24 protein-coding genes are annotated in these 26,274 nt (G+C 63.1%); 12 read left to right on the top strand and 12 right to left on the bottom strand.

The genetic code is table 11. The features are described 5' to 3' along the window. Window positions 1-37: 37 nt before the first annotated feature. From ACXAHG_RS07870 to ACXAHG_RS07850, 5 genes are all read right to left on the bottom strand, one after another. Window positions 38-709 (bottom strand): TetR/AcrR family transcriptional regulator, encoded by a 672-nt coding sequence (locus ACXAHG_RS07870; protein ID WP_475056677.1) that lies wholly within the window; start codon window positions 707-709, stop codon window positions 38-40. 1 nt (window position 710) lies between these two features. Beyond that, window positions 711-2,267, bottom strand: coding sequence for a trimethylamine methyltransferase family protein (locus ACXAHG_RS07865; protein WP_475056675.1), 1,557 nt, complete (start codon window positions 2,265-2,267; stop codon window positions 711-713). Window positions 2,268-2,271: 4 nt separating this feature from the next. Then, window positions 2,272-4,677 (bottom strand): GcvT family protein, encoded by a 2,406-nt coding sequence (locus tag ACXAHG_RS07860; protein ID WP_475056673.1) that lies wholly within the window; start codon window positions 4,675-4,677, stop codon window positions 2,272-2,274. 137 nt (window positions 4,678-4,814) lie between these two features. Continuing rightward, window positions 4,815-5,801: a pyridoxamine 5'-phosphate oxidase family protein gene (locus ACXAHG_RS07855; protein ID WP_475056672.1), complete on the bottom strand. Its 987-nt coding sequence runs from the start codon at window positions 5,799-5,801 to the stop codon at window positions 4,815-4,817. 59 nt (window positions 5,802-5,860) lie between these two features. Then, window positions 5,861-6,481, bottom strand: coding sequence for a glutathione S-transferase family protein (locus tag ACXAHG_RS07850; protein WP_475039164.1), 621 nt, complete (start codon window positions 6,479-6,481; stop codon window positions 5,861-5,863). Window positions 6,482-6,622: 141 nt separating this feature from the next. On the opposite strand from ACXAHG_RS07850, the gene ACXAHG_RS07845 reads away from it, so the two are divergent. The 7 genes from ACXAHG_RS07845 (at window position 6,623) to ACXAHG_RS07815 (ending at window position 13,484) form a co-directional block, all read left to right on the top strand. After that, entirely contained in the window at window positions 6,623-7,519 is an 897-nt protein-coding gene (locus ACXAHG_RS07845) for a LysR family transcriptional regulator (RefSeq protein WP_475056671.1), read from the top strand. 305 nt (window positions 7,520-7,824) lie between these two features. After that, window positions 7,825-8,961 (top strand): ABC transporter substrate-binding protein, encoded by a 1,137-nt coding sequence (locus tag ACXAHG_RS07840; RefSeq protein WP_475039168.1) that lies wholly within the window; start codon window positions 7,825-7,827, stop codon window positions 8,959-8,961. Between the two features lie 68 nt (window positions 8,962-9,029). Beyond that, window positions 9,030-9,950, top strand: coding sequence for a branched-chain amino acid ABC transporter permease (locus ACXAHG_RS07835; RefSeq protein ID WP_475039170.1), 921 nt, complete (start codon window positions 9,030-9,032; stop codon window positions 9,948-9,950). Beyond that, window positions 9,947-10,936: a branched-chain amino acid ABC transporter permease gene (locus ACXAHG_RS07830; protein ID WP_475056669.1), complete on the top strand. Its 990-nt coding sequence runs from the start codon at window positions 9,947-9,949 to the stop codon at window positions 10,934-10,936. The genes ACXAHG_RS07835 and ACXAHG_RS07830 overlap by 4 nt, the downstream gene beginning before the upstream one ends. Beyond that, window positions 10,929-11,684: an ABC transporter ATP-binding protein gene (locus ACXAHG_RS07825; RefSeq protein ID WP_475039173.1), complete on the top strand. Its 756-nt coding sequence runs from the start codon at window positions 10,929-10,931 to the stop codon at window positions 11,682-11,684. The genes ACXAHG_RS07830 and ACXAHG_RS07825 overlap by 8 nt, the downstream gene beginning before the upstream one ends. After that, a complete protein-coding gene (locus ACXAHG_RS07820; RefSeq protein WP_475056667.1) occupies window positions 11,681-12,370 on the top strand; it encodes an ABC transporter ATP-binding protein in 690 nt (229 codons plus the stop codon). Before ACXAHG_RS07825 ends, ACXAHG_RS07820 begins: the two co-directional genes overlap by 4 nt. A gap of 130 nt (window positions 12,371-12,500) precedes the next feature. Next, complete coding sequence (locus ACXAHG_RS07815; protein ID WP_475056666.1) at window positions 12,501-13,484, top strand: GlxA family transcriptional regulator; 984 nt, start codon at window positions 12,501-12,503, stop codon at window positions 13,482-13,484. Between the two features lie 3 nt (window positions 13,485-13,487). Here ACXAHG_RS07815 and betI read toward each other — a convergent pair whose 3' ends face one another. The 7 genes from betI to ACXAHG_RS07780 all read right to left on the bottom strand — a co-directional run bounded on the left by betI (window position 13,488) and on the right by ACXAHG_RS07780 (window position 21,715). Continuing rightward, window positions 13,488-14,075, bottom strand: coding sequence for a choline-binding transcriptional repressor BetI (gene betI, locus ACXAHG_RS07810; protein ID WP_475039177.1), 588 nt, complete (start codon window positions 14,073-14,075; stop codon window positions 13,488-13,490). Between the two features lie 191 nt (window positions 14,076-14,266). Further along, complete coding sequence (gene betC / locus ACXAHG_RS07805; protein WP_475056664.1) at window positions 14,267-15,775, bottom strand: choline-sulfatase; 1,509 nt, start codon at window positions 15,773-15,775, stop codon at window positions 14,267-14,269. Window positions 15,776-16,300: 525 nt separating this feature from the next. Further along, window positions 16,301-17,428: an aminotransferase gene (locus tag ACXAHG_RS07800; RefSeq protein ID WP_475056663.1), complete on the bottom strand. Its 1,128-nt coding sequence runs from the start codon at window positions 17,426-17,428 to the stop codon at window positions 16,301-16,303. Window positions 17,429-17,451: 23 nt separating this feature from the next. Further along, window positions 17,452-18,417, bottom strand: a complete 966-nt coding sequence (locus ACXAHG_RS07795) for an ornithine cyclodeaminase family protein (protein WP_475056662.1) — start codon at window positions 18,415-18,417, stop codon at window positions 17,452-17,454. Window positions 18,418-18,526: 109 nt separating this feature from the next. After that, the gene (locus ACXAHG_RS07790; RefSeq protein WP_475056660.1) at window positions 18,527-19,483 is read right to left on the bottom strand and encodes a LysR family transcriptional regulator; all 957 of its coding nucleotides are present in this window, start codon (window positions 19,481-19,483) and stop codon (window positions 18,527-18,529) included. A 115-nt stretch (window positions 19,484-19,598) separates the two neighbouring features. Continuing rightward, a complete protein-coding gene (locus ACXAHG_RS07785) occupies window positions 19,599-20,177 on the bottom strand; it encodes a UbiX family flavin prenyltransferase (RefSeq protein WP_475056658.1) in 579 nt (192 codons plus the stop codon). After that, window positions 20,174-21,715: a UbiD family decarboxylase gene (locus ACXAHG_RS07780; RefSeq protein WP_475056656.1), complete on the bottom strand. Its 1,542-nt coding sequence runs from the start codon at window positions 21,713-21,715 to the stop codon at window positions 20,174-20,176. Before ACXAHG_RS07780 ends, ACXAHG_RS07785 begins: the two co-directional genes overlap by 4 nt. A 106-nt stretch (window positions 21,716-21,821) precedes the next feature. Between ACXAHG_RS07780 and ubiT the strand changes: the two genes are divergently transcribed. The 5 genes from ubiT to ACXAHG_RS07755 are packed head-to-tail and all read left to right on the top strand — an operon-like array spanning window position 21,822 to window position 26,006. Next, on the top strand, window positions 21,822-22,364 hold the full coding sequence (gene ubiT / locus ACXAHG_RS07775) for a ubiquinone anaerobic biosynthesis accessory factor UbiT (protein ID WP_475056654.1): 543 nt from the start codon (window positions 21,822-21,824) through the stop codon (window positions 22,362-22,364). Next, a complete protein-coding gene (ubiU, locus tag ACXAHG_RS07770) occupies window positions 22,364-23,341 on the top strand; it encodes a ubiquinone anaerobic biosynthesis protein UbiU (RefSeq protein WP_475039292.1) in 978 nt (325 codons plus the stop codon). The genes ubiT and ubiU overlap by 1 nt, the downstream gene beginning before the upstream one ends. A gap of 4 nt (window positions 23,342-23,345) precedes the next feature. Next, a complete protein-coding gene (ubiV, locus tag ACXAHG_RS07765; protein WP_475056652.1) occupies window positions 23,346-24,251 on the top strand; it encodes a ubiquinone anaerobic biosynthesis protein UbiV in 906 nt (301 codons plus the stop codon). After that, window positions 24,248-25,549 carry an NnrS family protein gene (locus tag ACXAHG_RS07760; RefSeq protein WP_475056651.1) on the top strand — a complete coding sequence of 434 codons (1,302 nt, stop codon included), beginning with the start codon at window positions 24,248-24,250 and terminating at the stop codon, window positions 25,547-25,549. The genes ubiV and ACXAHG_RS07760 overlap by 4 nt, the downstream gene beginning before the upstream one ends. Then, window positions 25,482-26,006, top strand: coding sequence for a DUF2478 domain-containing protein (locus ACXAHG_RS07755; protein WP_475056649.1), 525 nt, complete (start codon window positions 25,482-25,484; stop codon window positions 26,004-26,006). Before ACXAHG_RS07760 ends, ACXAHG_RS07755 begins: the two co-directional genes overlap by 68 nt. Window positions 26,007-26,274: the final 268 nt, after the last annotated feature.

The following is a 26,274-nucleotide window of genomic DNA, read 5'->3' as shown; positions in this document are numbered from 1 at the left end:
TTTGCCGCAGCCTGCCGCCCCCGCAATCGGGAAGGGTTCAGGCGGGCATTTTGCCTTCGGCAAAGATCCGGGCGGCGGCCACGGCCTCAGGGTCGGGCTCAACCCCGGTGAAGCCCAGCAGGTAACCTTCCAGCCGGGCTGTGCGGGCCTGCATCGGCTCGCGCACTTCCAGTGCGTGATAGCCGCATTGCATGAAATAGAGTATCCGGGCGCGGGCCTCTGCTTCATAGGCGGAGTAGCCGTGGCGTTCGAACATCGCTGTCACCGCGGCCAGCCGCTGCGCGTCCGCCGCGTCGATCCGGTTGCGCACCTTGCCGTCGCGGCGCGACCATTCGCGGACCGCGAAGTCGAGGCTGGCGTCGAACAGGCCCGGGTCGACAAAACAACGGAAGAAATTGCAGACCGCCCAGGAGATATTGGCGGCGGGCAGTTCGCAGTGGTCGAGGATGGGCGCGGTGTTGCGCGCCTCCCAGTCGTCCAGCAGCGCCTCCAGAAGGTGTTTGCGGCTTTTGAAGTACCAGTAGAAGCTGGAGCGCGAGACCCCCAGCCGCTCGCCGATCGCCAGCACTTTGACCCCTGCCACCCCCTCGCTGACCAGCAGGTCGCGGGCCACGTTCAGCCAGTCCTCCGGCGTAACCTTTACATGGCCGCTGAGAGGCTCCTTGTCCGGGTTGTCCCGGTGCAGCACGGGGGCGGCGCGTTTGGCCATGTTAGCTCTCCGGCGGGGCGCCGCCCTCTGCGGTGCGTTTGGCAATGAAGCTTTGCAGCGCTTCAACGCGGGTTTCGTCGGTTGCGGGGCGGTTATCATGGGCGAGGATGTCCTTCCAGACCTGTGTGGCGCGCTGGTTTGCATCCAGGCCCCCGCGTTCGGTCCAGGTGCCGAAATTGGCATAGTCATGCACCACCGGCTCGTAGAACTCGGTGTTATAGCGCGCCATGGTTTGGCTGGAGGCAAAGAAATGGCCGCTGGGTTCGACTTCCTTCAGGGCGGTTTCATAGCCGATCTCGTCAGGTCCGGCCTGGGTGCCCGCGCAAAGTTCGGCAATCATGTTCAGCACTTCGGCGTCGGTAATCAGTTTCTCATAGGACACTGACAATCCGCCTTCCAGCCAGCCGGCGGAGTGAATGACCACCGTTGCCCCGGCCATCAGGCAGCCCCAAAGACCCATCTGGTTTTCATTGGCCGCCTGCACGTCGTTGCTGTTGGACGCCGAACCCGCTGCAGACCGCCACGGCAGGCCAAGGAAACGGGCCAGTTGGCCAGCTGCCAGCGAAGCCTGGAAATGCGCAGGCGTGCCGAACGCAGGCGCGCCGGATTTCATGTCGACGTTGGAGGTGAAGGTGCCGTAGCAAACCGGCGCGCCGGGCCTGGTGAGCTGGGTGAGGGTCAGCGCCGCCAGCACTTCGGCATGGCTGAGGGTGATGGCGCCCGCAACGGTGATCGGTGCCATTGCGCCCATCAGGGTGAAGGGAGTGATAATCGAGGCCTGGCCGTGGCGGGCAAAATCGATCAGCCCTTGCGCCATCGGGATGTCCAGGGTGCGCGGGCTGTTGGTGTTGATGATGGTGTAGCAATGCGGTGCGGCCTGGAACTCTGCGTCGGAGACCCCGCGGAAATCGCGGATCATCTCAAAGCAGTCCATCACCTGCGGCGTCCCGCGCGAGAAGATGAAGGGGAACTTGTCCGTTTGGGTCATCTGGGCCTCAGTCGTGAAGTAATGGCGCAGATGGGTGGGGACGTCCTGCGGCTCCACCTGGGGGGAGATCATGTGGAAGACGTCGAAGTGGTGGGTGAGCTTGAGGTATTCCAGGTAATCCTGGGCCGAGCCGGGGCGGCGGCCCCGTTCCAGATCGGTGGCATTGGGTGCGCCGGCGCCGGCCTGAAAGACAAGGCTGCCCAGCTCCAAGGTGATATCGCGGTGCCGGGCACCTGCCCGGCAGGTGATCGAGCGGGGGGCGGTGGCCAGCGCCGCCTCCACCATGTCACGGCCGATGTAGACCATTTCGCTGTCTTCATCGACACGGGCGCCGCCCTTGGCATAGATCCGGCGTGCTTCGGGCAGCAGTACTTTCATGCCCAGCTCTTCCAGCATTTTCAGCGCGGTTTCATGCATGTCCGCGATCTGATGCGCCGGGAAGACCTCCATCAGCGGGAAGGGGTTTTTCAGCTGGCGGTAGTTCACGTTGCGCTGAGGGGCAGGGGCGGCGTCGCCTCCGCGCCCCCGCCGCCTGCGTCCGCGGGCAGCGCTGGTGTTCTCGATCGTCATAGCCTTAGCCTCTCATCGCTTTGCCGGCAGGGTCGTAGGGTGAAGGTGCGATCACGCGGGCGGAGCGTTTCTGACCCACGATATGCAGGCTCAGGTCCGTGCCTTCCACAGCTGCCGCCCGGTCCACCATCGCCATCGCCAGCGATTTGCCCGTGGTGTGGCCATAGCCGCCGGAGGTGACAAAGCCGACGCGGGTTTCGCCCTGCCAGACGGGTTCGTAGCCGCTGGCGTCGGCGTCTGTTGCGTCCACTTCCAAGGTTACAACAACCTGCGCCGGGCCGCCCGCATCGCGTTCCTTCAGGGCAGCTTCGCGGCCGATGAAGTCCTTATCCCAGTCGATCCAGCGGTCCATGCCGGTTTGCGCCGCTGTATACCCTTGGGTGAATTCGGCGCTCCAGATGCCAAAGCTTTTTTCCAGCCGCAGGCTCAGCAGCGCGTTGAAGCCTGTTTCGCGGATGCCAAGGTCTGCGCCGGCCTCCAGCAGGGTTTCGCGCAGGGTGATGTGTTCGGCGGCGGAGCAATGGAGTTCGTACCCCAGTTCGCCGGCGACCGAGAGACGGCCCACCTTGAGGCGCAGCATGCCGATGTCGAAGGTGCCGCAGCCCATAAACGGCAGGTCTGCGATGGGGCCATCCGTCAGCTTTTCCAGCACCTTGCGGCTGTCCGGGCCGGAGAGGCTGAAGCCGGTGATCGCATCTGTCACATCGCGGACATCAACCCCTTCGCCCATGTGGTCCTGGAACCAGCGCATGTGCCATTCGCGCAGGTAGTAGCTGCCCATGATCCACCAAGTTCCGTCGCCCCAGTTGAAAACTGTGAGATCACCCTTGAGGCGCCCCTCGGGCGACAGCATCGGGGCCAGTTTGGCGCGGCCCGGTTTGGGCAGTTTCGACGCCATGATGCGGTCAAGCCAAGCCTCGGCGCCGGGGCCCGAAACCTCAAACCGGGAGAAGGCGGAGATGTCGAGGAGGCCTACGGCCTCGCGCACGGCCTTGCATTCCTCGGCGACGATTTCGAAGGCGTTGGAGCGTTTCAGGGTCGGGGTTTCGGTGAAGTCTTCCGACGGAGCGAAATAAAGCGGGATCTCCAGCCCGTAGCTGGCGCCCCAGCGGCAGCCTGCGGCACTCATGCCGTCATAGGCAGGGGCCTTTTTCAGCGGACGGCCTGCAGGCAGCTGCTCGTTCGGGTAAGTCATCACGAAGCGGCGGGTGTAGAACTGGCCGGTGGTTTCCTTGATGAAGCGCTTGTTCTGGGCGTAGTCGCCGAAACGCGCCACATCCATTCCAAAGACATCCGCCTCCGGCTCGCCGTGGATCATCCATTCGGCCAGCGACTTGCCGACGCCGCCGCCCTGCAGGAAACCGGCCATCACACCGCAGGCGCACCAGTATCCAGGCTTGCCGCGCACCGGGCCGACCAGCGGGTTGCCATCGGGGGCAAAAGTGAAAGCACCGTTGACCCAAGTCTTGACGCCGGTGGTTTGCAGCGCCGGGTAGCGTTCGAAACCGAGGGTCAGTTCACGCTCGATCCGGTCCGGGTCTTCCTGCTGCAGCTCGAACCCGTATTCCCAAGGAGCTCCGTCCATCATCCAGTGCTCATGGTCGATCTCGTAGATGCCCAGCAGGATGCCCTTCTGATCCTGGCGCATGTAGGTGAAACCTTCGAGGTCGACGGTCATCGGAACCTCGAAGTCGAGCTGTTCCAGCTCCGGGATGGTGTCGGAAATCAGATAGTGGTGGTTGAGCGGTGAGACCGGCAGCTCGATCCCCGCCATGCGGCCCACCTGCTTGGCCCAGAGGCCGGCGGCGTTGACCACATGTTCAGCGTGGATGGTACCCTTTTCGGTCACCACCTGCCAGCCGCCCTCCACCTGGTGCAGTTCCAGTACCCGGTTGTGCTCGATCACCTCGGCGCCGCGTTTCTTGGCGGCGCCGGCATAGGCGTGGACGGTGCCGGTGGTGTCGACATAACCCTCGCGGTCGGCCCACATGCCGCCGAGGATGCCCTCGGTGGACATGATCGGACACAGCTCGCCAGCTTCTTGCGGGGAAATCAGGCGGCAATCGTCGATTCCGATGGACTGGAAGGTGCGGTAGGCCGACTGCAGCCATTCCCAGCGGTCCGGGGTGCCTGCCAGCGTCATGCCGCCGGTCATATGCATGCCGACGGATTGGCCGGATTCCTGTTCGATCTCGGACAGGAGGTCGATGGTATAGGCCTGCAAGCTGGCGATGTTGGGGTCTGCGTTCAGTGCGTGAAAGCCCCCGGCTGCGTGCCAGCTGGAGCCAGCCGTCAGCACCGAGCGTTCGATCAGGCAGACGTCGGTCCAGCCGAATTTCGCCAGGTGATAGAGGACGGAGGCGCCGACAACGCCGCCCCCGATGACAACAGCACGATAGTGCGACTTCATGGCCTTGCTCCCTGTCAGCTGCCTCGGGGCTTTGGGGGAGTCTCCCCGAATCCACCCTTTGGACATTTCTGTCCAATTCATCGGCGATCCTGGACAGTCTTGTCCAGAAAAAACTTAGGGGCAGTGCATAAGCCGTGTTAGTCACCCGGTTCAGCGGTGCGGGCTTTGGCTTCTGTCCAGGTGCCTGTGCGCAGGGTTTGCGGCGCAAAACTGCCCGGTCCGGCACGCCAGGGCAGGGCGGCTTCCAGCCACTGACCTTTGTGCAAAGTGAAGCGCCAGCCGCGCTGTGCCCGTTCAAAGGCGGTCACGTCCGGGTGGTCTTCCGCCAGCAGCTCTACCGTGCCGGTCAGCAGCAGCAGGCTGCCGGTCGCAAAATCCGGAAAGACCAGGCCTGCGCGCGGGTTCAGCAGGAAATTCCCCAGCGTGTTGAAATGGTTGTTGCCGCGGAAGTCCGGGATGGTGAGGGTGTTGCGGTCCACCCGGACAAAGCCGGGCCGCCCGCCGCGGTGGGAGACATCCACGCCCTCGCGTTCCGGGTTTGCGGCGGCGGGGATGTGGCTGGCGACAAAGAAGGTGTCGGCCTGTGCGATCCGCGCGCTGTGCTCCTGCGTCAGCCCGGAAAAGGCCTGCGGGGGCGCGGGAGGCAAGTCACCGGCGGGGATCAGATCGCGCTCCTGAATATACTGCGGGCAATTGCCAAAGGACTGGTCCACCCGCAGGGTGAAACCTTCCTGGCCTGCTGAAATGATCCGCCCGTTCAGCCGGTTGCGGCGGCGGCTGTGCAGCTCAATCCCCAACAGCCCCAGTGGAGCGTCCTCGCGGATGGCGGCGTGGACCGGATCCCCCGCAGTTCCGTTCAGCGTTACTTGCAGGTGTTCCGGGTCGGGCGAGACGGCAAATCCGGGCGCACCGCTGAGCAAGCTGGCCCAGGGCCAGCCGTCCGCGTCCACGGCACCGGCGGCCAGGAACGGCAGCTGGGCGAAGAACTCCCGGTGCTCGTCGGGCATGAAGGGGCGGATCATCCGGCGGCCCAGGGTTTCTGCCATGTCGCGCTTGCCCGCGCGGCGCTGCATTTCCTGTTCGCCCGCGTGGAAAGGCGAGGGGCTGTCTGCGTCATGGGGCATGGGAACCTCCTATGGCTGGAGAAATGCTGCGGCGGCCCGGTGGACCGCCGCCAGCGGGATCAGGCTGCGAGGCCGGCCTTGGTGGCAGGCATAGGCTTGAAGCCTTTCAAAGCTTCAATGTTGGCCAGCAAGGCACGGACATTGGGGTAGGGATCCAGCGAAATGCCACCCTCCGGCGCGTGGGCGATATAGGAATAGACAGCTACGTCCGCGATTGTGGGCGCGTCGCCGACCAGGAAGCGGCGGCCCTCCATATGGGCGTCGATCTTGCCCAGCACGCGGGCCGCGACGGTGGCGCAGAACTCTGCATCCAGCGGCGCATTGAAGACGTTGATCAGCCGCGCCGCTGCCGGGCCGAAGGCTATTTCGCCCGCCGCAAGGGTCAGGAACTTCTGCACCTCGGCCTCTTGCACCGGATCGGAGGGCAGCCACGCCGGCGCGTATTTGCGGGCGAGGTAGACCAGGATCGCGTTGGAATCGCTGATGACGGTGCCGCCGTCCTCGATCACCGGCACCTGGCCTGCCGGGTTCAACGCCAGGAAAGGCGGCCGTTTGTGCTCGCCACCGGCGAGATCAACGTTCACCACCTCATGGGCGATGCCGGTGAGGCTGGCAAACAGTTCCACCCGGTGGGCGTGGCCGGAGAGGGGGAAGCTGTGGATGCGGATCTGATGTGCCATGTCTGGGGTCCTTTGCTGCGGCATCGGCCGCTGGTTTGAGAAGACACCCGGAAGATACGCCGCGTTGCGGATGGCGATAATATTCCAAGTTATGGAAATATTATGTACGTTTCGTTCACAACTGATGCTGGAGGCTCTGGGATGGACAAGCTGGACTGCATGCGCGCCTTTGCTGCCGTGGCGGCGCAAAGCTCCTTTACCTCCGGTGCGCGGCAGCTGGGGATCAGCACCAAGCTGGCCAGCAAATATGTCGCTCGGCTGGAGGAACAGCTGGGGGCGCAGCTCTTGAACCGCACCACCCGCAAGGTGGCGCTGACCGATACCGGCCGCGCCTATCTGGAGCGCTGCCTGCCGCTCTTGGACCAGTTCGACGAGCTGGAGGACGTGGTGCAGTTGCGCCAGCAGGAGCTGGCTGGCCCCATCCGCATCACCGCGCCTACTGGTTTCGGCAGCCGTGAGCTGGTGGAGGCACTGCAGCCGTTCCAGCAGGCGCATCCCAAGGTGTCGGTCGAGCTGGTGCTGTCCGACCGCCACTTGCCGATGCTGGAGGAGGGTGTGGATCTGGCGGTGCGCTTCGGCGCCCTGAAGGATTCGACGCTGGTGGCGCGCAAGCTCTGCGACATGCGGCTGGTGGTGGTGGCCGCGCCCGGTTATCTGGCCACGCACGGCGAACCGGCCGAGCCGGAGGCGCTGGCCACTCACAATTGCCTGCTGCAGATGACCTCGCCGCAGCCCGACGCCTGGGTCTTTGGCAAGGGCGCGGCGCAACGGACCGTCACCGTCGGCGGCAGCTTCCGCGCCAACTCTCCCCGGGCGGTGGCGCATATGGCTGCCAGCGGTCTGGGCATTGCCCGCTGCCCGCATTACACCGCGCTGCCGTTTCTGCGCGACAGCAGGCTGCAAGTGCTTTTCGAACAACAGGAAACTGACCCGGCGACGCTTTATGCTGTCTACCCGTCCAGCCGCCATCTGACGGCCCGGATCCGCGCCTTGATTGATCACTTGGCGGACTGTTTCGGACTAGGCTTTCCAGCCTGAAAACCTGCTGCTTCTTTCTGGTGACCAATACCCCGGGGAGCGCGAGGGGTTGGCCCCTCGCATCGGTTGCAGGGCCATTGCCATGCAGTTGCAGCAATTCGGGCAACAATATTGCCCTATATATTTTATGCTTGAAATATATATACTAGCCTGCGTAGGCTGATCCCGAGGGCTGGCGCAAGACCAGCCGAAACGGTGCCGGCTGCGGCAGGTCTTGGCTTCTGCCGGGGCGGCGTTAAAGTCGCAAGCATTTGATCAAGAACCCAGGCCCCAAGGGCCGGTCACATTCTGGGAGGAAAGACGTAATGAAGACCATTCGGATGCTTGCAATGGCGGCTGCGATTCCGGCGCTGGCTGTTGCAGCCCAGGCGGATACCAAGATCGGTATGATCACCACCTTGTCCGGCGGCGGCGCGGGGCTGGGCGTGGATGTGCGCGACGGCTTCATGCTGGCGATCGAACAGGACGGCCGCGAGGGTGTCGAAGTGGTGATCGAGGACGATCAACGCAAGCCCGACGTGGCGGTGCAGATCGCCGACCGGATGATCCAGTCCGAGAAGGTGGACATCATGACCGGAATTATCTGGTCGAACCTGGCGATGGCGGTGGTGCCTGCGGCAACCGCGCAGAACGTATTCTATCTGTCTCCGAACGCCGGCCCCTCGGCGCTGGCGGGCAAGCGCTGCCATCCGAATTACTTCAACGTCGCCTGGCAGAACGACAACCTGCACGAGGCCGCGGGCGCCTATGCCAATGAGGCGGGGCTGAAGAACAGCTTTATCCTGGCGCCCAACTACCCGGCGGGCAAGGACGCGCTGACGGGCTACAAACGGATGTACGGCGGCGAACTGGCCGGTGAGATCTACACCAAGCTGGGCCAGACTGACTATGCCGCCGAAATCGCGCAGATCCGCGCGTCCGGCGCCGACTCGGTCTATTTCTTCCTGCCCGGTGGCATGGGGATTTCCTTCCTCAAGCAATATGCGGGCAGCGGTGTGGACCTGCCGGTGGTCGGACCGGCGTTCTCATTCGATCAGGGCATCCTGCAGGCGGTGGGTGACGCCGCGCTGGGGGTGAAGAACACCTCGCAGTGGAACAAGGACATTGAAAATGAGGCTAACGCCGAATTTGTCGCGTCCTTTCAGCAGAAGTACGGCCGCCTGCCGTCGCTGTATGCAAGCCAGGGGTTCGACACCGCCAACCTGATCCTGAGCGCGCTGGACAAGGCGGAGGCTTCGGACGCGGATGCCTTCCGGGCGGCGCTGAAGGCGGCTGAATTCGACTCGGTCCGCGGCGATTTCAAGTTCGGCGACAATCACCATCCGGTGCAGGACATTTATGTGCGTGAGGTGATCAAGGAAGGCGATGTCTTTACCAACAAGATCATCGCCACTGGGCTGAGCGACCACGCCGACGCCTATGCCGGCGAGTGCAAGATGTAAGACCTGACTCGGACGGGGGCGCCTGAGGTGCCCCCGCACACGGCAAGACTTCCCCTTCGGAAAATCAAATGACGTATATTCTAGTTCTGGAGCAGATCCTGAACGGGCTGCAGCTTGGCATCATGCTGTTCCTGATGGCGGCTGGCCTGACGCTGGTGTTTGGGGTGATGGGGCTGATTAACTTGGCCCATGGCTCGCTCTATATGGTTGGCGCCTTTGCCGCCGCGGCGGTGGCGGGCTGGACCGGATCCTTCCTGCTGGCGCTGATCGCAAGCCTAGGCGCCGCTGCCGCCGCGGGCGCGCTGATGGAGCTGGTCGTGATCCGGCGGCTGTACCGGCGCGACCATCTGGACCAGGTGCTGGCAACCTTTGCGCTGATCCTGATCTTTTCCGAAGGCACCCGCTGGCTGTTCGGCTCCTTCCCGCTGTTCCTGGACGTGCCGTCCTACCTGTCGGGGCCGGTCAGCCTGCCGGGGGGCATTCAGTACCCGCTGTACCGGCTGACGATCATCCTGATTGGCTTGGCCATCGCTGCCGGGCTGTTCCTGCTGATTGCACGCACGCGCATCGGTATTCAGATCCGGGCGGGCGAGGCCGACCGGGAGATGATTGCCGCGCTTGGCGTTGATATTTCCAAGCTCTACACGCTGGTATTTGCCCTGGGCGCGGCGCTGGCCGGGCTGGCAGGCGCGCTGGTGGGCGCGATCCAGTCGGTGCAGGTCGGCATGGGCGAGCCGGTGCTGATCCTGGCCTTTGTGGTGATCGTCATCGGCGGCATCGGCTCCATCAAGGGTGCTTTGGCCGGGGCGCTTCTGGTGGGGATAACCGACACGCTGGGCGGTGTGTTCCTGCCGCAGCTGTTTGCGGTCTTCATGGACCCGGCCAGCGCGGCCTCTGCCGGGGCGTCGCTGGCCTCGATGCTGATCTACATTCTGATGGCGGCGATCCTTTTGGTGCGCCCCTCTGGTCTTTATGGAGGGAGCGCATGATGCTGACGCGCGAATGCCTGCTCAACTGGGCGATGATTGCGGCGCTGCTGATCGTGCCACTGGCGGCCTGGAGCCTGGACGAGCCGTTTATCATTACCTTGGCGACCAAAGCCGCGATCCTGGCGCTGGCCGGGGTGGGGCTGAACATTGCCCTGGGCCTTGGCGGGCTGATCAGCCTGGGCCATGCGACGTTTTTCGGGATCGGCGGCTATGCCATGGGCATCCTTGCGGCCCATGCCCAGAACTATGAGCCGCTGTTTGAATGGCCGTTCCTATTTGAGGGCAGCAACCAGATGCCGCTGATCTGGCTGGTGGCGGTTGTTTTCAGTGCGCTTGCGGCGCTGGTGATCGGCGCGCTGTCCTTGCGCACCTCCGGCGTCTATTTCATCATGATCACCCTCGCTTTCGGCCAGATGCTCTATTACTTCGCGATCAGCTGGAGCGCCTATGGCGGCGAGGACGGGCTGTCGATCTGGGTGCGCAATGAATTTCCCGGCCTCAACACGCTGGACCCGATCCAGTTCTTTGCCGTCGCCTATGTGATTCTCTGCCTGGCGCTGGTTTTCGCGGCGCGGCTGGCGCGCTCACCCTTCGGGCTGGCACTGGCGGCGGCGCGGCAGAATGAGGACCGGGTGCAGGCTGTGGGCCTTACGCCGTTCACCCTGCGGCTGACGGCCTTTGTAATATCCGGCGCCATCACCGGGCTGGCGGGGGCGCTGTTTGCGGACCTCAACCGCTTTGTCAGCCCGACCATGCTCAGCTGGCACACCAGTGGCGAGATCATGATCTTTGTGATCCTGGGCGGGGTGGGGCGGCTTTACGGGCCGGTTGCGGGTGCTGCTTTGTACATCATGCTGGAGCATCTGCTGGGCGGCATCAGTGATTACTGGCAGATCTTCCTGGGCGTGCTGCTGCTGCTGATCGTGCTGTTTGCACGCGGCGGGCTGATCGGGGCGATTGCGGGACGGGAGAAGGCGCATGGCTGATGTCGTCTTGAAAACACAAGCCCTGAACAAGAGTTTTGGCGCATTGCAGGCAAGCCGCGACGTCTCGCTGGATTTGCGGTCCGGTGAAATCCACGCGCTGATCGGGCCCAATGGCGCGGGCAAATCGACCCTGATCAAGCAGATCGCGGGCAACCTGGCGCCCGACAGCGGCACGGTCGAGCTTCTGGGGCGGGATGTGACCGCGCAGGACACGGTGGCACGGGCCCGGATGGGGCTGGGGCGGACGTTCCAGATTTCCGCACTGGCGATGGAATACACTGTGCTGCAGAACGCGGTGCTGGGCGCGCTTGGCGGGCGGGGCCGTGTGTTCCATTTCTTCCGCAACGTGATGAAGGACGCGGAACTGCTGGAGCGGGCGCGCGACGCGCTGGAGCGGGTTGGACTGATGCAGGATGCCAACCGCCGCACCGCGGATCTTTCGCACGGCCAAAGACGCCAGCTGGAAGTGGCGGTGGCGCTGACGCTGAAACCTAAGCTATTCCTGATGGATGAGCCGATGGCAGGCCTCGGCACCGCCGGGTCCAAGGCGCTGACCGGGTTCCTTGATGGGTTGCGGCAAGAGGCGCCGATCCTGCTGGTGGAGCATGACATGGATGCGGTTTTTGCCCTGGCGGACCGGATCAGCGTGCTGGTCTACGGCCAGATCATTGCCACCGGCACCGCGGATGAGATCCGCGCCAACGCCGAGGTGCGCCGCGCCTATCTGGGAGAGGAGGACGCCGCATGAGCCTGCTGTCTTTACAAAGTGTTGAGGCGTCATACGGACCAGCGCAAGCGCTGTTCGGCGTCGATCTTGATATTGCCGAGGGCGAGGTGGTGGCACTGATGGGCCGCAACGGCATGGGCAAATCCACCACCATCAAGACGATCTGCGGGATGCTGGCGGCCTCCGAAGGGGAGCTGCAGTTCGATGGCCACGACCTGCGCCAGCTGCCGTCGCACAAAATCGCCCGTTTAGGAGTTGGACTGGTGCCGGAAGGCCGGCGATGCTTTGCGCCGCTGACGGTGGAGGAAAACCTGACCGCCGCCGCCCGCTCAGGCCCTTGGGACATGGCCAAGGTGGCAGAGTTGTTTCCGCGGCTGGAGGAGCGCCGGACCCAGGCCGCCGGATCGCTGTCGGGCGGTGAGCAGCAGATGCTGACGATTGGGCGCGCCCTGATGACCAATCCGCGGCTTCTGATCCTGGACGAGGCGACCGAAGGCTTGGCGCCTGTGGTGCGGCAGGAAATCTGGGCCGCGATTGCCCGGCTGAAACGCGAGGCGGGCCTGTCGATCCTGGTGGTGGACAAATCGCTGAAGGAGCTGTCGGCCATCGCTGACCGGGCGGTGATCTTGAACAAGGGCAGCAACGCCTGGGAGGGCCGGATCGCGGAGCTGTCGCCGGAAATTGCGGACCGGTTCCTGGGGGTGTGATGCAAAGGCATGGCACAGTTCATGCGGCAAATCGTGCGCGCGTCTGACAGGTGTATTGCACGGCTGCCTGTGGTAGCTGAAAGACTGCGCTTTGCCGCAGTCCCGAATTTGCCAGCCTGGAAACCAAGACGTGCGAATCCGCCCCGCAACAAACTCTACACCGCCGGACCAGTTCAGAAAAACCCTGAGCTTTGAAGTCTATGTGCGGCCGGGTTTTTCCCATTTCGAGCTGGCCTCTGTTATTGCAGTGCTGCAGGCCGCCAACGGGCTGGAAGCGGGTGTGCTGTTTAACTGGCAGGTCACCTCTGATCTGCCGGGGCTTGTGTCCAGCAGTTCAGAGGTTCTGGTTCGCGCAGAACCTGCAATCGGGGTGCAATACCTGAAGGACTATCTGTTTGTGACCGGCGGCCGCAATTGTTCCGGCGGCAATTGGCAACAGCGCGCCCGGGCCATGCAGCAGCTGCGCCGCCCGGTGTTCCTGCTGTCAGAGGCGGCAACGGCCTATATCAGATCCTCAGCGCCTTCCGGGCCGGTCACAACCCACTGGAAGGATGCAGCAGCCCTGGCTGAAACGGGAGACTTTCCAATGGTTTCCAGTCAATTGGTTGAAAATAACGCCGGGATCTTCACCTGTGCGGGGCGCGCGCATACTGCAGAAATCGTTATCCGGCTGCTGTCTGAAGTCCTGACGCCGCAGGACAGTGCGGAGCTGGCCAGCATGATGATGATCGAAACCGCGCGCGGGCTTTCCGGTGAACAGCCGAAAGGCGCGAGCGGCAACGTGAATTTCCTGGGCGACCGCCTGGCCAAGGCGATTGCGCTGATGGAGGAAGCGGTGGAAAACCCGTTTCCGACCGCGGTGATTGCCGAGCGCGCAGGCATCTCCGTCCGGCATCTGGAGCGGCTGTTTCTGACCCATCTCGATACAACACCGGCCAAGTATTACCGGCGGGTGCGGTTGAAGATGGCGGGTAAGCTGATTACCGACACCAGCCTGCCGGTGGTCGAAATTGCCCTGGCCTGCGGTTTCCCGTCTTCCGCCTCCCTGGCCAAGGCCTACCGGCATGAATTCGGCGTGACACCGCATCAGCTGCGCCGGGAACAAAAACGGTGAAACCTATTCTGGCCCTCTGGCATCGGTTTCCAGCAGGGCGTCCAAAGTTTCCTGCACCAGGCGCGCCGCTTCGGGGTCCGTGCCCCTGCCGCTGAGGGCAGCGCGCAAGTAAACCCCGTCGATCAGCGAAGAAAGCGCGCGTTCGATCATGGCGGGGTTGCGGGCCAGCTTGCGCAGGTCATGCATCAGGTTGGCGCGCAGCCGGGCCTGGTAGATCTGCATCAGCCTGGCGGCATCCTGGTTGCTGTGGGCAAGGGCATAAAACGACAGCCAGGCCGAGGTTTTGCGGTGGTCGAAAACATGGTCTTCGAAATTGGCGAGAATGATTGCGTCCAGGCGGCCCCGCGGGCTGCCGGCCTGGGCCTGGCCCTGCGCCACCCGGCGGGAGAACACGCTGAGAATGTGCCGCATGGCGGCGATCAGCATCTGGTCCTTGCTTCCGAAATAGTGATGCGCCAATCCGCTGCTCATGCCTGCGCGTTTGGCAATCTTTGACACTGTCACGTCCAGCGACCGGGCTTCGCCAATCTCGTCGATGACGGCCGAAACAAGATCGGCCCGGCGTTTCGGCTCCATTCCAAGTTTCGGCACGAAAATCCCCTTTGTTGCAGGCGTTTCTATACGGGCCGCGGGCAGAGCGTCAATTTGCCCGGGCGGTGCATGGGCAGGCGGAGACGGGGCCCCCTGCACGCGGAAATGGGAAGACACGTGCAGGGGAAGCCCGGTGCCGGCCATACGTTGACCGGCACCGGGTTTCAGTCAGCAATTCGGAGGCCGCCCACCTATTCCCCTCTGGGGAAACGCGCGTTCTCTTCCACCACGTTCAAGTCCATGTGATTGCGCATGTAGCGTTCGCTGGCCTTTTGCAGGGGCTGGTAATCCCAGGGGAAGTAACCGCCTTCGCGCAGGGCCTCATAGACGACCCAGCGGCGGGCCTGGCTTTCCCGGACTTCGGCATCAAAACGGTCCAGATCCCAGCGCGCGGCGGCCTCAGCCTTGAGGCTTTCCAGCGTCTCCGTGTGGGCCGGATCCTCTGCCAGGTTGGTCAGCTCATGGGGGTCGGCATCCAGATTGAACAGCTGGTCCGGGTCCAGGCTGCACAGGTTCAGCTTCCACTGGCCCTGCCGCAGGGAGACCATCGGAGCATAAGACGCCTCTGCCGCGTATTCCATCGCCACCGGCGTCGTCCGGCTGCCGCCCTGGCCCAGCGGCACCAGTGTTTCGCCGGACGTCCAAGGCATCACCTCGGCCATGCTGACCCCGGCCAGGTCGCATAGTGTCGGGCAGACATCGATGTTGGACACGGGCGTCTCTATCAGCCCAGGCGTCATTTGCGGCGCGCTCACCATGAGCGGCACGCGGGAGGAGCCCTCGTAGAAGCTCATCTTGAACCACAGGCCGCGCTCACCCAGCATGTCGCCATGGTCGGAGACGAACAGGATGATCGCCTCCTGCCGGGTGTTTTCCAGCGCCTCCATCACCTCTCCGATCTTGTCGTCCAGATAGGAAATATTGGCGAAATACGCCCTGCGGGAGCGGCGGATGTCCTCCTCGGTGATATCGAAGCTGCGCCAGTCGTTGGCGTCAAAAATCCGTTTGGCGTGGGGGTCCTGGTTGTCATAGCCAAGATCCGCCACCTCTGGCAGCAAATGCGCGCAATCCTTATAGAGATCCCAGTATTTCTTGCGCGCCACATAGGGATCGTGGGGGTGGGTAAAGGAAACGGTCAGGGCCCAGGGGCGATCGTCCTTGCCGCGGGCCAGGTCATAGATCTTCTGGGTGGCGTGAAAGGCCACCTCGTCGTCGAATTCCATCTGGTTGGAAATTTCCGCAACTCCCGCCCCGGTGACAGAGCCCATGTTGTGATACCACCAGTCGATGCGCTCCCCGGGTTTGCGATAGTCCGGGGTCCAGCCGAAGTCCGGCGGATAGATGTCGGTGGTCAGCCGGTCCTCGAACCCATGCAGCTGATCGGGACCGACGAAATGCATCTTGCCGGACAGGCATGTGTAATAGCCTGCCCGCCGCAGATGGTGCGCGTAGGTCGGGATAGAGGACGCAAACTCCGCGGCATTGTCATAGACCCGGGTCGCTGATGGCAGCTGGCCAGACATGAAGCTGGCCCGCCCCGGCGCACAAAGCGGCGACGCGGTATAGGCGTTGCGAAACCGGGTGGAGCGTTCGGCGAGTTTCTTCAGATTCGGGGCATGAAGCCATTCCGCAGGACCATCCGGGAACAATGTGCCGTTCAGCTGATCCACCATGAAAATCAGGATGTTGGGTCGGGTCATCTTCATCTTTCCAGAAAGACGTTGGTTTCGGGCCGCACAGCCCGGCTGGCCGTGGCCTGGCAGAGAGGTTGCCGGTTATTGATTGAACAGTCAATTAAAAATACTTCGAAGTACTGTCACTCAAGTCTTCTAAGGGCAGCTGGGCTGGCGTTTCTGTTCAAAGTGTTGATCCTGCTTTTGTTGGGTGAGAAACAGCGGAGCGTGCCCAAGATTCTCGACGGGGTGCTGAATTGGGAATTCCCGCTGATCATGCATATGGCCGGATTCTGATCGGTGGCCTGCCGGTATGCGTGCCTGGTCTGCTGGAAGACGTGACCCGCCATCCTGGTGCTGCTGCAATCATGGCCGCCTGTTCCGATGAAACCGGCGGGGATGCGCTGCGCTGCTCCTCAGCGGCCCCGGCGACAGGCACCATCGGCGAGGCCGCTCTCACGCAGCCGCCAGGACCGGCCCGGGGGTCAGCGCGATCACCACATTCTCCAAATCGCTTTCCAGGCCGGAAGCAACCTGCTGCGGCCGCCCAGTTCAGGACCGGGCGCAGCGGGCGAGAAAAGCTGAGAACCGGCCAAGCCCTTCCCTCAGGTCGGACGCCGGGTTGGCATAGCCCAGCCGCAGCCAGCCCTCCATGTCCATGGTGCTGCCGGGTGTCAGCATTACGCCTTCCTCCTGCAGCAGCGTCACGCAAAGATCCCGGGAGGGCAGCGGCAGGTCATATTTCAGCAAAGCTGTGGTGCCCGATTGCGGCGGTACCCAGGTGATCAGCGGTTCGCTCTGCACCCATTCGTTCAGGGTCCGCAGGTTCGCGCGGGTGATCTGGCGTGCGCGCTGCAGAATCTTTTCTCTGTTTTCCAATGCGATGGCTGCCAGCAGCTCATCCACGGCACCAACGGATATCGTGTTGTAGTCGCGGTGGAGCATGACCTGATGCAGCATGTCCTGCGGTCCGGCAATCCAGCCGACCCGCAGCCCAGCCAGCGAATAGGCCTTGGACATGCCCGCGGTGCTGATGCCCTTTTCATAGAGGTCCGCCACCGAGGCGGTGAAGCCGTCCCCCTGCTGATCGGTGCCGCGATAGACCTCGTCACACAGCAGCCAGGCATCTGCGCTGCGGGCGATATCTGCGATCTGCTCCAGCAGCGCGCGGTCCATCAGGGCACCGGTGGGGTTGTTGGGGTTATTGATTGCAATCAACCTGGTGCCGGGCCGCACCATGTCGCGCAATTCCTGCAGGTCGGGTAGAAAGCCGTTTTCAGGCCGCAGGTGCAGCAGCTCAATGCCGGCGCCGATGCTCTCCGGGATCGAGTAGTGCTGCTGGTAGGTCGGAATAACCGAAATCACATGGTCGCCGCGTGATACCAGGGCCTGATGCACCAGCGCGTTTGCCCCGATGGTGCCGTGGGTGGTCAGAATATTGCTGGGTTCCTGTTTTTGATAGAGGCCGGCAACCGCATTGCGCAGCCGGGCGGAGCCTTCAATGGCGCCATAGGTCATCTTCATCGCCGACAGTTCGTCCAGGATGCTGCCGCGCAGACCGGCCATGGCGAACAGCTCACCCAGCGTGATCGACTCCACGCAGGTTTCCGCCAGGTTGAGCTCGCATTTGGTCTCGAACTCATTCATCCAGATTTCAACACCGAAGGGTTTGATATCCATTGGTTTCACTCCGTTTTTCTGTGTCAGCGCTGTGCGGCGTCATAGATGGCGCGGGCCATGAAGATGTCCTCCAGCCCCAGGCCGATGGAGCGGAAAAAGACCGGCTTGCTGCCAGAAGGGGTTTCGCAGCCGTGGTTCTGCAGCTGCGCCAGGTCGCCGCGAATGGCGTCAGCTGTCCAGCCTGCGGCAGCAGCAAGTTTCATTTCCCCTGCCGAGGACGGCGTGGTCCTGCAGTCGTCGCAATAAACCTCTGCTTGCGATAGGAACGCGGGATCAACCTCATGCGCATTTGCAGCGTTGGTGCTGATGGATGTGACAAGGGTTCCTGCGGCTATGCTGGCTGTATCAATAACCGGCACCCCGGAAGACGTGCAGAGCATCACGGCATCTGCTTCTGCACAGGCTTCGCTGGGCGAGGCGGCAATACTGACGCGGCTGTCCAGGCTGCGCCACAGGTCCGCCAGCCAGGGAGTGCGCGCAAGGCTTGGAGAATAGACTCGGATCCCTGTCCAGTTGCGCAACGGCAATACATGCCGCAGATGCGCCTGCGCCACCTTGCCCGACCCGATAATGGCCAGTTCGCGTGCCTCTGGCCGGACTAGGTGATCAACCGCCAGCGCAGTGGTCGCGGCAGTGCGTTCAGTCGTCAATGCACCGGAATCGCACAGCATCAGCGGCTGCCCGCTCTCCATCGACATGAGCAGGGTCCAGGCGGTGACTACCGGCTTGCCGGGCCGCGGCAGATAGGGCGACAATTTGGCGCCAAACAGGCCAGCTCCGCTGCTGGCACCCAAATAGGTGATGAAATCACCCTGGTCTCCGGGGAACAAGGTCAGGGTTTGCTTTGGCTGCACAGCCTGGCCGCGGCCAAGTTCGGAAAATAGCTCCCGCATTGCCCCCAGGCTGTCCACCCGCGGCAGCAGTGCCTCTACCGCGGCGGCGTCCAGAACCAGTGGTGCTTTCGGGGCCGTTTGGCATGTCTCGTTCATTTCTTCTCTCCTTCAAGCTTTGGATAAGCCGGTGCGCAGAGAAGGTAACGCCGCTATGTGCTCCGAAAAATACGGACCATGACGGCAATACATCGAACTTGCCGATGCTTTAGCTTTCCAGGGGTATCACGGCGCCGGACCGCAGCAGGGCGCCATCGGCCAGCTCCTGTTCTTTTACCCGGCTGATGAAGGCCCGCAGAATGATGTTTTGATCTGCAGTCTTGCGGTAAGCCAGATAAATCGGCGACAGGTACTGCAGGGTGCTGCCGGTTTTCAGTGCCTCCATGCCGGACAGGGATCCGCCATAGTAATCCGGCAAGAAGCCCACGTAACGCCCGCTGCGGATCAAAATGGCATGTGTCTCCATCTGGTCGACCGTGGCGGCGGGGCAGGTGTTTTCCTCCCCCTCCGCAATCCGGCGGCGGCGGATAAACGGGAACCGCCGCAACTCGCCAGCAGTGACAATCAGCGCGTGGGCGCTCAGATCCTCGAATGTGACGCCGGACATGCGGGTCAGCGGGTGCTGTGAAGCCGCATAGAGGGAGTGCCGTTCCTGAAACAGCGGGACATACTCCAGCCCGACGCGCTTGACCGGAAATGGGCCGATCACCGCATCCCGCTGGCCGTCCAGGACCAGGTTCTCCATCGCCGCCGGAGAAACCAGCGACAGATCTACATAGGTGTCCGCTGCGCGCTCGGAAAAACGGCCAAGCACCTCCGGCAGCGGCCAGGCCGTGTTGGCGAGCATTGCATCCATGATGCCGATGCGCAGCACACCTCTCAGGTCGCCGGAAATTGTGGCGGCTGCATTCTGGAACCGGTCGGCAGCGGCAAAGAGATCCTCCAGCGCTGCCAGCAGCTTCTTTCCTTCGGGGGTCAAGGAAAATCCCGCGCGCCCCCGGCTGCACAGCCGGAACCCCAGACGGGTTTCCAGGTCAGCCAGCTGCGTGGACAGCGTGGATTGCGAGCAATTGAGCGCCGCCTGCGCGCCGGCGAGCCCTCCTGCTCTGGCAATTGCCTGGAAGCTGCGAAGAAGCCTAAGGTCAATGTCTTGCAGCCGTTTCATCCGGAGTGTCCGCTGTTTATTTCGGTATTGCCGATGTTATAGCCGGTATCTCATATTTCCCGGAATGAACATAGCAGGTCATTGGGCAGGCGGCCTGGCTGCAGCCAGGTCTGCCTCACTCTGCGACCCTGGGTGACCAGGATTGTGCGCATGGAGCCGAAATCCCCAATAAGTCGACGGCACGGGCTGCAATCTGATTTGCGGCGTCCGTCACTGTCGCATGCGGCAGATAGAACGCGGGGACGGGCGGCAGCACGATTGCCCCCATTTCCGTCACGGCAGTCATGTTCCGCAGATGCGCCAGCGTCAATGGCGCCTCACGTGTGAGCAGAATCAGGCGCCGCCGTTCCTTGAGCTGCACAGCCGCAGCCCGTGTCAGCAGGTTGTCGTCGAGCCCATGGGCAATTGCGGCCAGAGACCGCATCGAACACGGCGCGGCAATCATCCCTGACACCGGAACAGAGCCCGATGCAATGACGGCACCGATATCGTCAATCGCATGGCTGCGTGCGGCCAGTGCCTCAAGGGCCTGTAAGGCTCCGGGGCCGCATTCCTCTGCCAGGGTGCGTTTGGCGGCGGTGCTGGCCACCAGGTCAATCTCCACGCCCATGGCGGCCAGATGCCGTGCCGCGGCCAGGCTGAGCATGGCGCCGGACGCGCCCGTCACCCCCAGCACAACCCGCCGCGCAGTCACGCGCCCAGCTCCGGCATCAAGCGTGAAATCAGGTCAGCGGCAAAGGCCTGATCCTTGGCATACCCCTGCATGACCTGGCCCCATTCCCGGGTCGTTTCACTGCCAATCTTTGTTGTGGCGTCGATACCGATCTTGCCCGCAAGCCCGGGTTGCGGCGACGCGAAATCAAGGTAATCCATAGGTGTGCCTTCCAAAATCATCACATCCCGGGACGGGTCCATGCGGGTGGCCAGCACCCAGGCGATGTCGTCCCAGTTCCGGGGATCGGTCTCTGCGTCCACTGCGATGATCATCTTTGTGTAGCTGAACTGGGGCAGCATCCCCCACAGTGCCATCATCACCCGGCGCGCCTGGCCCGGGTAACGCTTATCGATGCTGACGACGGCAATCCGGTAGGAGCAGGCTGCGGGCGGCAGCCACAAATCGCGGATTTCCGGGATCTGGGCCTGAATTGCCGGCAGCGCAATCCGGTTGAACACTTCGCCGATGATGGCGGGCTCATCGGGCGGGCGGCCGGTATAGGTGGACAGGTACAGCGGGCTTTCCCGGTGCGTTACAGCGCTAAGCTGCATAACCGGAAAGGGCTCTGCGGGGTTGTAATAGCCGGTGTGATCGCCAAACGGCCCTTCGGGTGCGGTTTCTTCAGCTGACACCCACCCCTCCAGAACGATCTCGGCATTTGCGGGAACCATCAGCGGCACGCTTTTGCAGGGAACCATGCGCGGCCGTGCGCCGCCAAGCGCCCCGGCAAAGGTGAGCTCTGACACTGTCTCGGGCAAGGGCAGCGCCGCCGACAGCAGTGCCGCCGGATCAGCGCCCAGAACCACAGCCACCGGCATTTTTTCGCCCCGGCGTGCCCAGCTGCGGTGATGTGCTGCCCCGCCGCGGTGCGGCAGCCAGCGCATGATCAGCCGGCTGCGGTCCAGGACCTGGGTCCGGTAAACGCCGGCATTGCAGCTGTTGATGCTGTCCGGCCGGCTCCCGTGCGGTCGGGTGATCACCACTGGCCAGGTGATCAGCGGGGCTGCGTCCCCGGGCCAATGGGTCTGGACCGGAAGGGTTTCCAAACTGGCGCTGCGCCCCTCGCGCACGACAGCCTGTACCGGCGCCGATTTGACGATCTTTGGCCGCGCCGCCAGCGCGGCCTTGAGCATCGGCCAGCGGGACAAAGCATCCCGCAGCCCGTCCGGTGGCGGCGGCGAGCGGAGCGCCGCGAGAAAAGCCCCCAAGCTGTCCAGTTGATCCAAGCCAACTCCTAGACCCGCGGCCACGCGGCTGGCGGTTCCAAACAGGTTTACGGCCACCGGAATACCCGAAGTTTGCCCGTTTGCCAAAACCGGGCGGTCAAACTGCAGCACTGGCCCCCGTGCTTCCAGAACGGCGCGATGCACTGCAGTCATCTGATGGCGCACCTGGACCGGCTCAGCAATCCTCAGGAACTGGCCGGTTGCCGAACACCAGTCAAGGAAATGGCGCAGGCTGGGGTATGGCGGAAGGGTACGGACGGGACTTCTCCTCGGCTGAGTGCAGTGGCTCATTAGCAAGTTTTCACTGGGTGAATTTGCGCGCCGTCAAACTCCGGCGGCGATGGCTTGCCTAAACCTGTGCCAAGAGAAGCCTTTGGCCGGAAAGGAACACTGTCAATTGCCCCAGCCCCAGACCTCAATTCCCAATTGCCCGGCGGCCCTGGCAAATGTTTTGCGGGTGGTGCCTCTGGCGCCGCTGTCCGTCTCTCTGACGGCCTGCAGCCGCCGGATCGCCAGGCGCCACCCCGGCCTGTTCCGCCGCCTGGGGGAGCACAGCCGGACAAGGTTCATCCTGGATCCGGTTGATCTGCCGATTGTCTTGTGCCTGAATCCGAATGACGGCGCGCCCTCGGTCCATGCTGCCCGCAACAGCTGCAGCGGGGCGGTCCGGATTTCCGGCCCGATCGCTGCGCTGCTGGGTCTGGTTCATGGCGCCTATGACGGGGACGCGCTGTTTTTCTCGCGCGATCTGGTGATTGAGGGGGACACCGGGGCGGCTTTGGCGTTGCGCAATGCCGTGGATGACGCCGAATTGGACCTGTCACAGGAAATCGCCGCCCTGTCCGGCCCGTTTTCCCGGTTCCTGCTGCAGGCTGCTGCTTTTGCAGAACGCTGCACGGGGGTCTGCCTGACACGGCCAGAGGAGGCCGCAGCATGGTGATGGAAATTGTCTGTCCCGCAGGCACGCCTGCTGCGCTGCGCGCGGCTGTTAAGGCCGGGGCCCATACGGTCTATTGCGGCTTCAATGACGAGACCAATGCCCGCAACTTTCCCGGCCTGAATTTTGACCGCGCGGAAATGCGCGAGGGTGTGGAATATGCACATGCTCATGGCGCCAAGGTGCTGGTGGCGATCAACACGTTTCCCCGTGCAGGTGATCAAGCCATCTGGCACCGCGCCGTCGATGATGCACAGCGCTCCGGTGCCGATGCCGTGATCCTGGCGGACCCAGGCTTGCTGGACTACGCCGCACGCACTCATCCGGATCTGCGGCTGCACCTGTCGGTGCAGGCTGCTGCGGCCAATGCCAGTATCATCAATTTCTACGCTTCCACCTTTGGGGTGAAACGCGTGGTGCTGCCGCGTGTTCTTTCGGTGCCTGAAATTGCTGCCATCAACGGTGAAACGGAAGTGGAGACTGAAGTCTTTGTCTTTGGCGGGCTGTGCGTCATGGCCGAGGGGCGCTGCTCACTCTCCTCTTATGCAACCGGGCTTTCACCCAACATGAACGGTGTCTGTTCGCCAGCGAGCCACGTGGAATACCGCGACGACAACGGCGCACTGGATGCCAGGCTGGGCGGGTTCACGATCCACCGCGTGGAAAGGGATGAACCGGCGCCCTATCCGACGCTTTGCAAGGGGTGCTTTTCTGCGGACGGGCAGACAGGGCATCTGTTTGAGGACCCGGTCAGCCTCAATGCTGAACAGCTGATCCCGCAGCTGCAGAAGGCTGGTGTCACCGCATTGAAGATCGAGGGCCGCCAGCGCTCCAAGTCCTATGTGGCGCAGGTGGTGCGCAACTTCCGTGCTGCAGTTGATGCGCTGGAGGCAGGCAGGCCGATGCCGGAAGGGATGCTGGCGCGGCTGTCGGAAGGCCAGGCCATGACCACCGGCGCCTACAAGAAAACCTGGAGATAACCGCATGGAACTGACTGTCGGGCCAAACCAATTCTTCTGGCCGGCTGATACCTGGAGCGGCTTTTACACAGCGCTGGCCGAAGCGCCGGTTGACCGCGTTGTTCTGGGCGAGCTGGTGTGCTCCAAGCGCCTGCCGTTCTACCAGGACCGCATACCAGAGGCTCTGGCTGCCCTGTCCGGTGCAGGCAAAGAAGTGGTTTTGACCAGCCTTGCCCTGGTCACGCTCAAGCGGGAGCGCAAGCTGACCGCCGGGCTGGCAGATATGGGGGTAACGGTAGAGATCAACGACCTGACTGCTTTGGCTTACCTGCCCAAGGGGATGGGTTTCCACGTGGGTCCGCTGATCAATGTTTATAATGAGGGCACCCTGGCCTGGCTGGCCGCGCGAGGGGCCAAACGCATCTGCCTGCCGCCCGAACTGCCGCTCGGGTCCGTCCAAGTACTGTCCCGCGCCGGGGCGGATCTCGGTGTCGCAGTGGAGGTTTGGGGGCATGGCCGCCTGCCTCTGGCAATATCCGGACGCTGCTATCACGCCCGGCTGCACAAGCGGACCAAGGACAACTGCCAGTACGCCTGCGAAAACGACCCTGACGGGTTGGAGGTGCTGACCTTGGAGGATCAGCCCTTTATGGCGATGAACGGGGTGCAGACTTTGTCAGACAGCTTTGCCTGCGCCGATCTTCAGATCGAAACCCTTGCCCGTGCCGGAGTGTCAGCCTTGCGCCTGTCGCCGCAGTCGCAAGGATTCATCCGGCTTTGCCAGCTGTACCGGCAGCGGCTTAGCGGTGACCTCGCTTCCGGTGCAGTTGCAGATGAAATCCGCCGGTCTTCACCTTCAACCAGGCTGAGCGATGGTTTCCTGCAGGGGCCAAGCGGGGCGTCCTGGTCCGCCCGGCCGGCCGCCTCGTGACCTGGCGGCGGGATCTGGGCGCGTTCTGGGATGCGCCGTACCGTCCGCTGTTTCTGCTGTCGTTTCTTTGCGCGCTGCTGAGCGTGGCCTGGTGGCTTTTGGGGGCTGATTGGGGTTTGCCTGCGCCGCGGTTCAGCCCTGCCGTCCTGTGGCACGTCCATGAACTGATCTTTGGCTTCGGGGGCGCTGCCATTGGCGGCTATCTGCTGACCGCACTGCCAGGATGGACCGGGCGTCCTGCCGTGCGCGGTACCGCCTTGCAGGCCCTGACGCTGTCCTGGCTCCTTGCACGGGGTGCTGCCGCCAGCTTCGACATGCTTCCGCTTGCAGTGTCGATTTTCCTCAGTGCGTTGTTTTTTTTGGGGCTTTCAGGTTTTCTCATTTGCCAGCTGGTTGCCGCCAATGCATTCAGCAAGCTGGGGTTTGCTGCAGCTGTGGCGGCGCTTGGCCTGGGTGACGCCGTGTTTCTGTTCGAAGCCGCTGCAGGCAGCATCTGGAACAGCCTGGCAGTGGCCGAAGCCATTTTGACCGGCCTGCTGTTGCTGATGTTCAGCATTGCCGCGCGGGCAGTTCCTGCCTTCACCCGCAATTGGTTCGCTCAACACGGTGACGCCCGCTGGCCGGTGCAGGAGCGGCCGGGCCTGCGCGTCCTGTCTCAATCCCTGCTGGCATTTGCACTGGTGCTGAAGCTGGCGGAGTATTCTGCTGCAGCCCATACCGCCTTGGCCGCAGCAGCCGCTGCGATGCTCTGGGGCATGAAGGGCTGGCAAACAGGCATCGCGTTCCGCAATCCGCTGCTGGCAGCACTGCATGCGGCCTTTCTCTGGCTGTCGCTGGGGGCTTTGACCATGGGGATCAGCGGGCTGGGCCTGGGGGATTATCCAATGGCTGGCGCTGTTCACATCATAACCATTGGTGCCATGGCCGGGCTGATCATGGCAGTTGCCGGACGGGCGGCCTGCCATTGCCCGGATGGCATAATGCGTGCGGGCTGGGGGTTCGTGGCCGGCACCGTATTGATTTGGTTTACGGTTTGGCTCCGCTTGGCCGCCGTGCTGTTTCCCGGACAGGCCGGACCTCTGATTGCCGCGGCGGCCTTAATATGGTGCATCGGCTGGCTGGCCTTTGTTTCCGGCTTCCTGCCCGCGCTTTTGGGTCCAGTGCGCCGGCCCGTTTTCAGCGGCCGGAGTGCAGGCCATGAACAAGTATTCAGTAGATTTGGAGGACTGAATGAAGATCGCATATGTCACCTCGCCAAAGCGCGGCGAAACCGACCGTCTGCTGTCAGAACTCGCTGACACGCTGCAGGCCAGCGGCGTGCAGCTGTCGGGGATCGTGAAAGACCAGAGCTATTCCAGCGGCCACACAAACGGCTGCGATATGAGAGTGCGTGTGCTGCATGAGGGCAGCATTTTCAAGATTACGCAGGATCTTGGCGGCGGATCGGGGGCCTGCCGGCTGGATCCCGCCGCCATTGCCGAAGCGGTGGCGCGGGTCGAAGCGGACCCGATGGCGAACACCAGCCTGTTTCTGCTCAACAAGTTCGGCCCGGAAGAATGCGCAGGCCGCGGCTTTTGCAGTGTTATCGCCGCCGCGCTGGACCGCGAAATACCGGTCCTGGTTGGAGTTGGGGTTGGCGGTTTGGCGGCCTTCCAGGAATTTTCAGGCGGGCTGGCTGAGCCGCTTTCTGACAATGCACCGGCGCTTAGGGCGTGGTGTGACAGCGTGTTGCCAGGCCGGCAGCCTGTTTCGTAAGAATTTCTGTGCCTCAGGCACACTGTTATTCACGGTGGCGGCCGTCTGCGACCGCCGCCTTTGAGACGGCTGTTCTGGCGCGGGCTTCCGCTGGTTTGCCCGGGCATCAGGGCCTAGCGCTGGTGGTATTTGCATAGTTTAACATAATCCAAGTTATTGGCCGCTGAACGTGCCCAGGGGTGGATTCACAAACGAAGTGCAAATTCTGTACGAATACAGAGAGTTGCATGGAGTATGAAGAATGGGAAGCCACTACTGTCACCTGAAG

Source organism: Leisingera sp. ABD4_442 (assembly GCF_056160905.1).
This window is presented reverse-complemented; position numbering and strand designations above follow the sequence as displayed.

Bases quoted from the DNA above. Each gene is read 5' to 3' on its own strand.
- ACXAHG_RS07870 (WP_475056677.1), bottom strand. From the start codon at position 709: ATGGCCAAACGCGCCGCCCCCGTGCTGCACCGGGACAACCCGGACAAG.
- ACXAHG_RS07865 (WP_475056675.1), bottom strand. From the start codon at position 2,267: ATGACGATCGAGAACACCAGCGCTGCCCGCGGACGCAGGCGGCGGGGG.
- ACXAHG_RS07860 (WP_475056673.1), bottom strand. From the start codon at position 4,677: ATGAAGTCGCACTATCGTGCTGTTGTCATCGGGGGCGGCGTTGTCGGC.
- ACXAHG_RS07855 (WP_475056672.1), bottom strand. From the start codon at position 5,801: ATGCCCCATGACGCAGACAGCCCCTCGCCTTTCCACGCGGGCGAACAG.
- ACXAHG_RS07850 (WP_475039164.1), bottom strand. From the start codon at position 6,481: ATGGCACATCAGATCCGCATCCACAGCTTCCCCCTCTCCGGCCACGCC.
- ACXAHG_RS07845 (WP_475056671.1), top strand. From the start codon at position 6,623: ATGGACAAGCTGGACTGCATGCGCGCCTTTGCTGCCGTGGCGGCGCAA.
- ACXAHG_RS07840 (WP_475039168.1), top strand. From the start codon at position 7,825: ATGAAGACCATTCGGATGCTTGCAATGGCGGCTGCGATTCCGGCGCTG.
- ACXAHG_RS07835 (WP_475039170.1), top strand. From the start codon at position 9,030: ATGACGTATATTCTAGTTCTGGAGCAGATCCTGAACGGGCTGCAGCTT.
- ACXAHG_RS07830 (WP_475056669.1), top strand. From the start codon at position 9,947: ATGATGCTGACGCGCGAATGCCTGCTCAACTGGGCGATGATTGCGGCG.
- ACXAHG_RS07825 (WP_475039173.1), top strand. From the start codon at position 10,929: ATGGCTGATGTCGTCTTGAAAACACAAGCCCTGAACAAGAGTTTTGGC.
- ACXAHG_RS07820 (WP_475056667.1), top strand. From the start codon at position 11,681: ATGAGCCTGCTGTCTTTACAAAGTGTTGAGGCGTCATACGGACCAGCG.
- betC (WP_475056664.1), bottom strand. From the start codon at position 15,775: ATGACCCGACCCAACATCCTGATTTTCATGGTGGATCAGCTGAACGGC.
- ACXAHG_RS07800 (WP_475056663.1), bottom strand. From the start codon at position 17,428: ATGGATATCAAACCCTTCGGTGTTGAAATCTGGATGAATGAGTTCGAG.
- ACXAHG_RS07795 (WP_475056662.1), bottom strand. From the start codon at position 18,417: ATGAACGAGACATGCCAAACGGCCCCGAAAGCACCACTGGTTCTGGAC.
- ACXAHG_RS07790 (WP_475056660.1), bottom strand. From the start codon at position 19,483: ATGAAACGGCTGCAAGACATTGACCTTAGGCTTCTTCGCAGCTTCCAG.
- ACXAHG_RS07780 (WP_475056656.1), bottom strand. From the start codon at position 21,715: ATGAGCCACTGCACTCAGCCGAGGAGAAGTCCCGTCCGTACCCTTCCG.
- ubiU (WP_475039292.1), top strand. From the start codon at position 22,364: ATGGAAATTGTCTGTCCCGCAGGCACGCCTGCTGCGCTGCGCGCGGCT.
- ubiV (WP_475056652.1), top strand. From the start codon at position 23,346: ATGGAACTGACTGTCGGGCCAAACCAATTCTTCTGGCCGGCTGATACC.
- ACXAHG_RS07755 (WP_475056649.1), top strand. From the start codon at position 25,482: ATGAAGATCGCATATGTCACCTCGCCAAAGCGCGGCGAAACCGACCGT.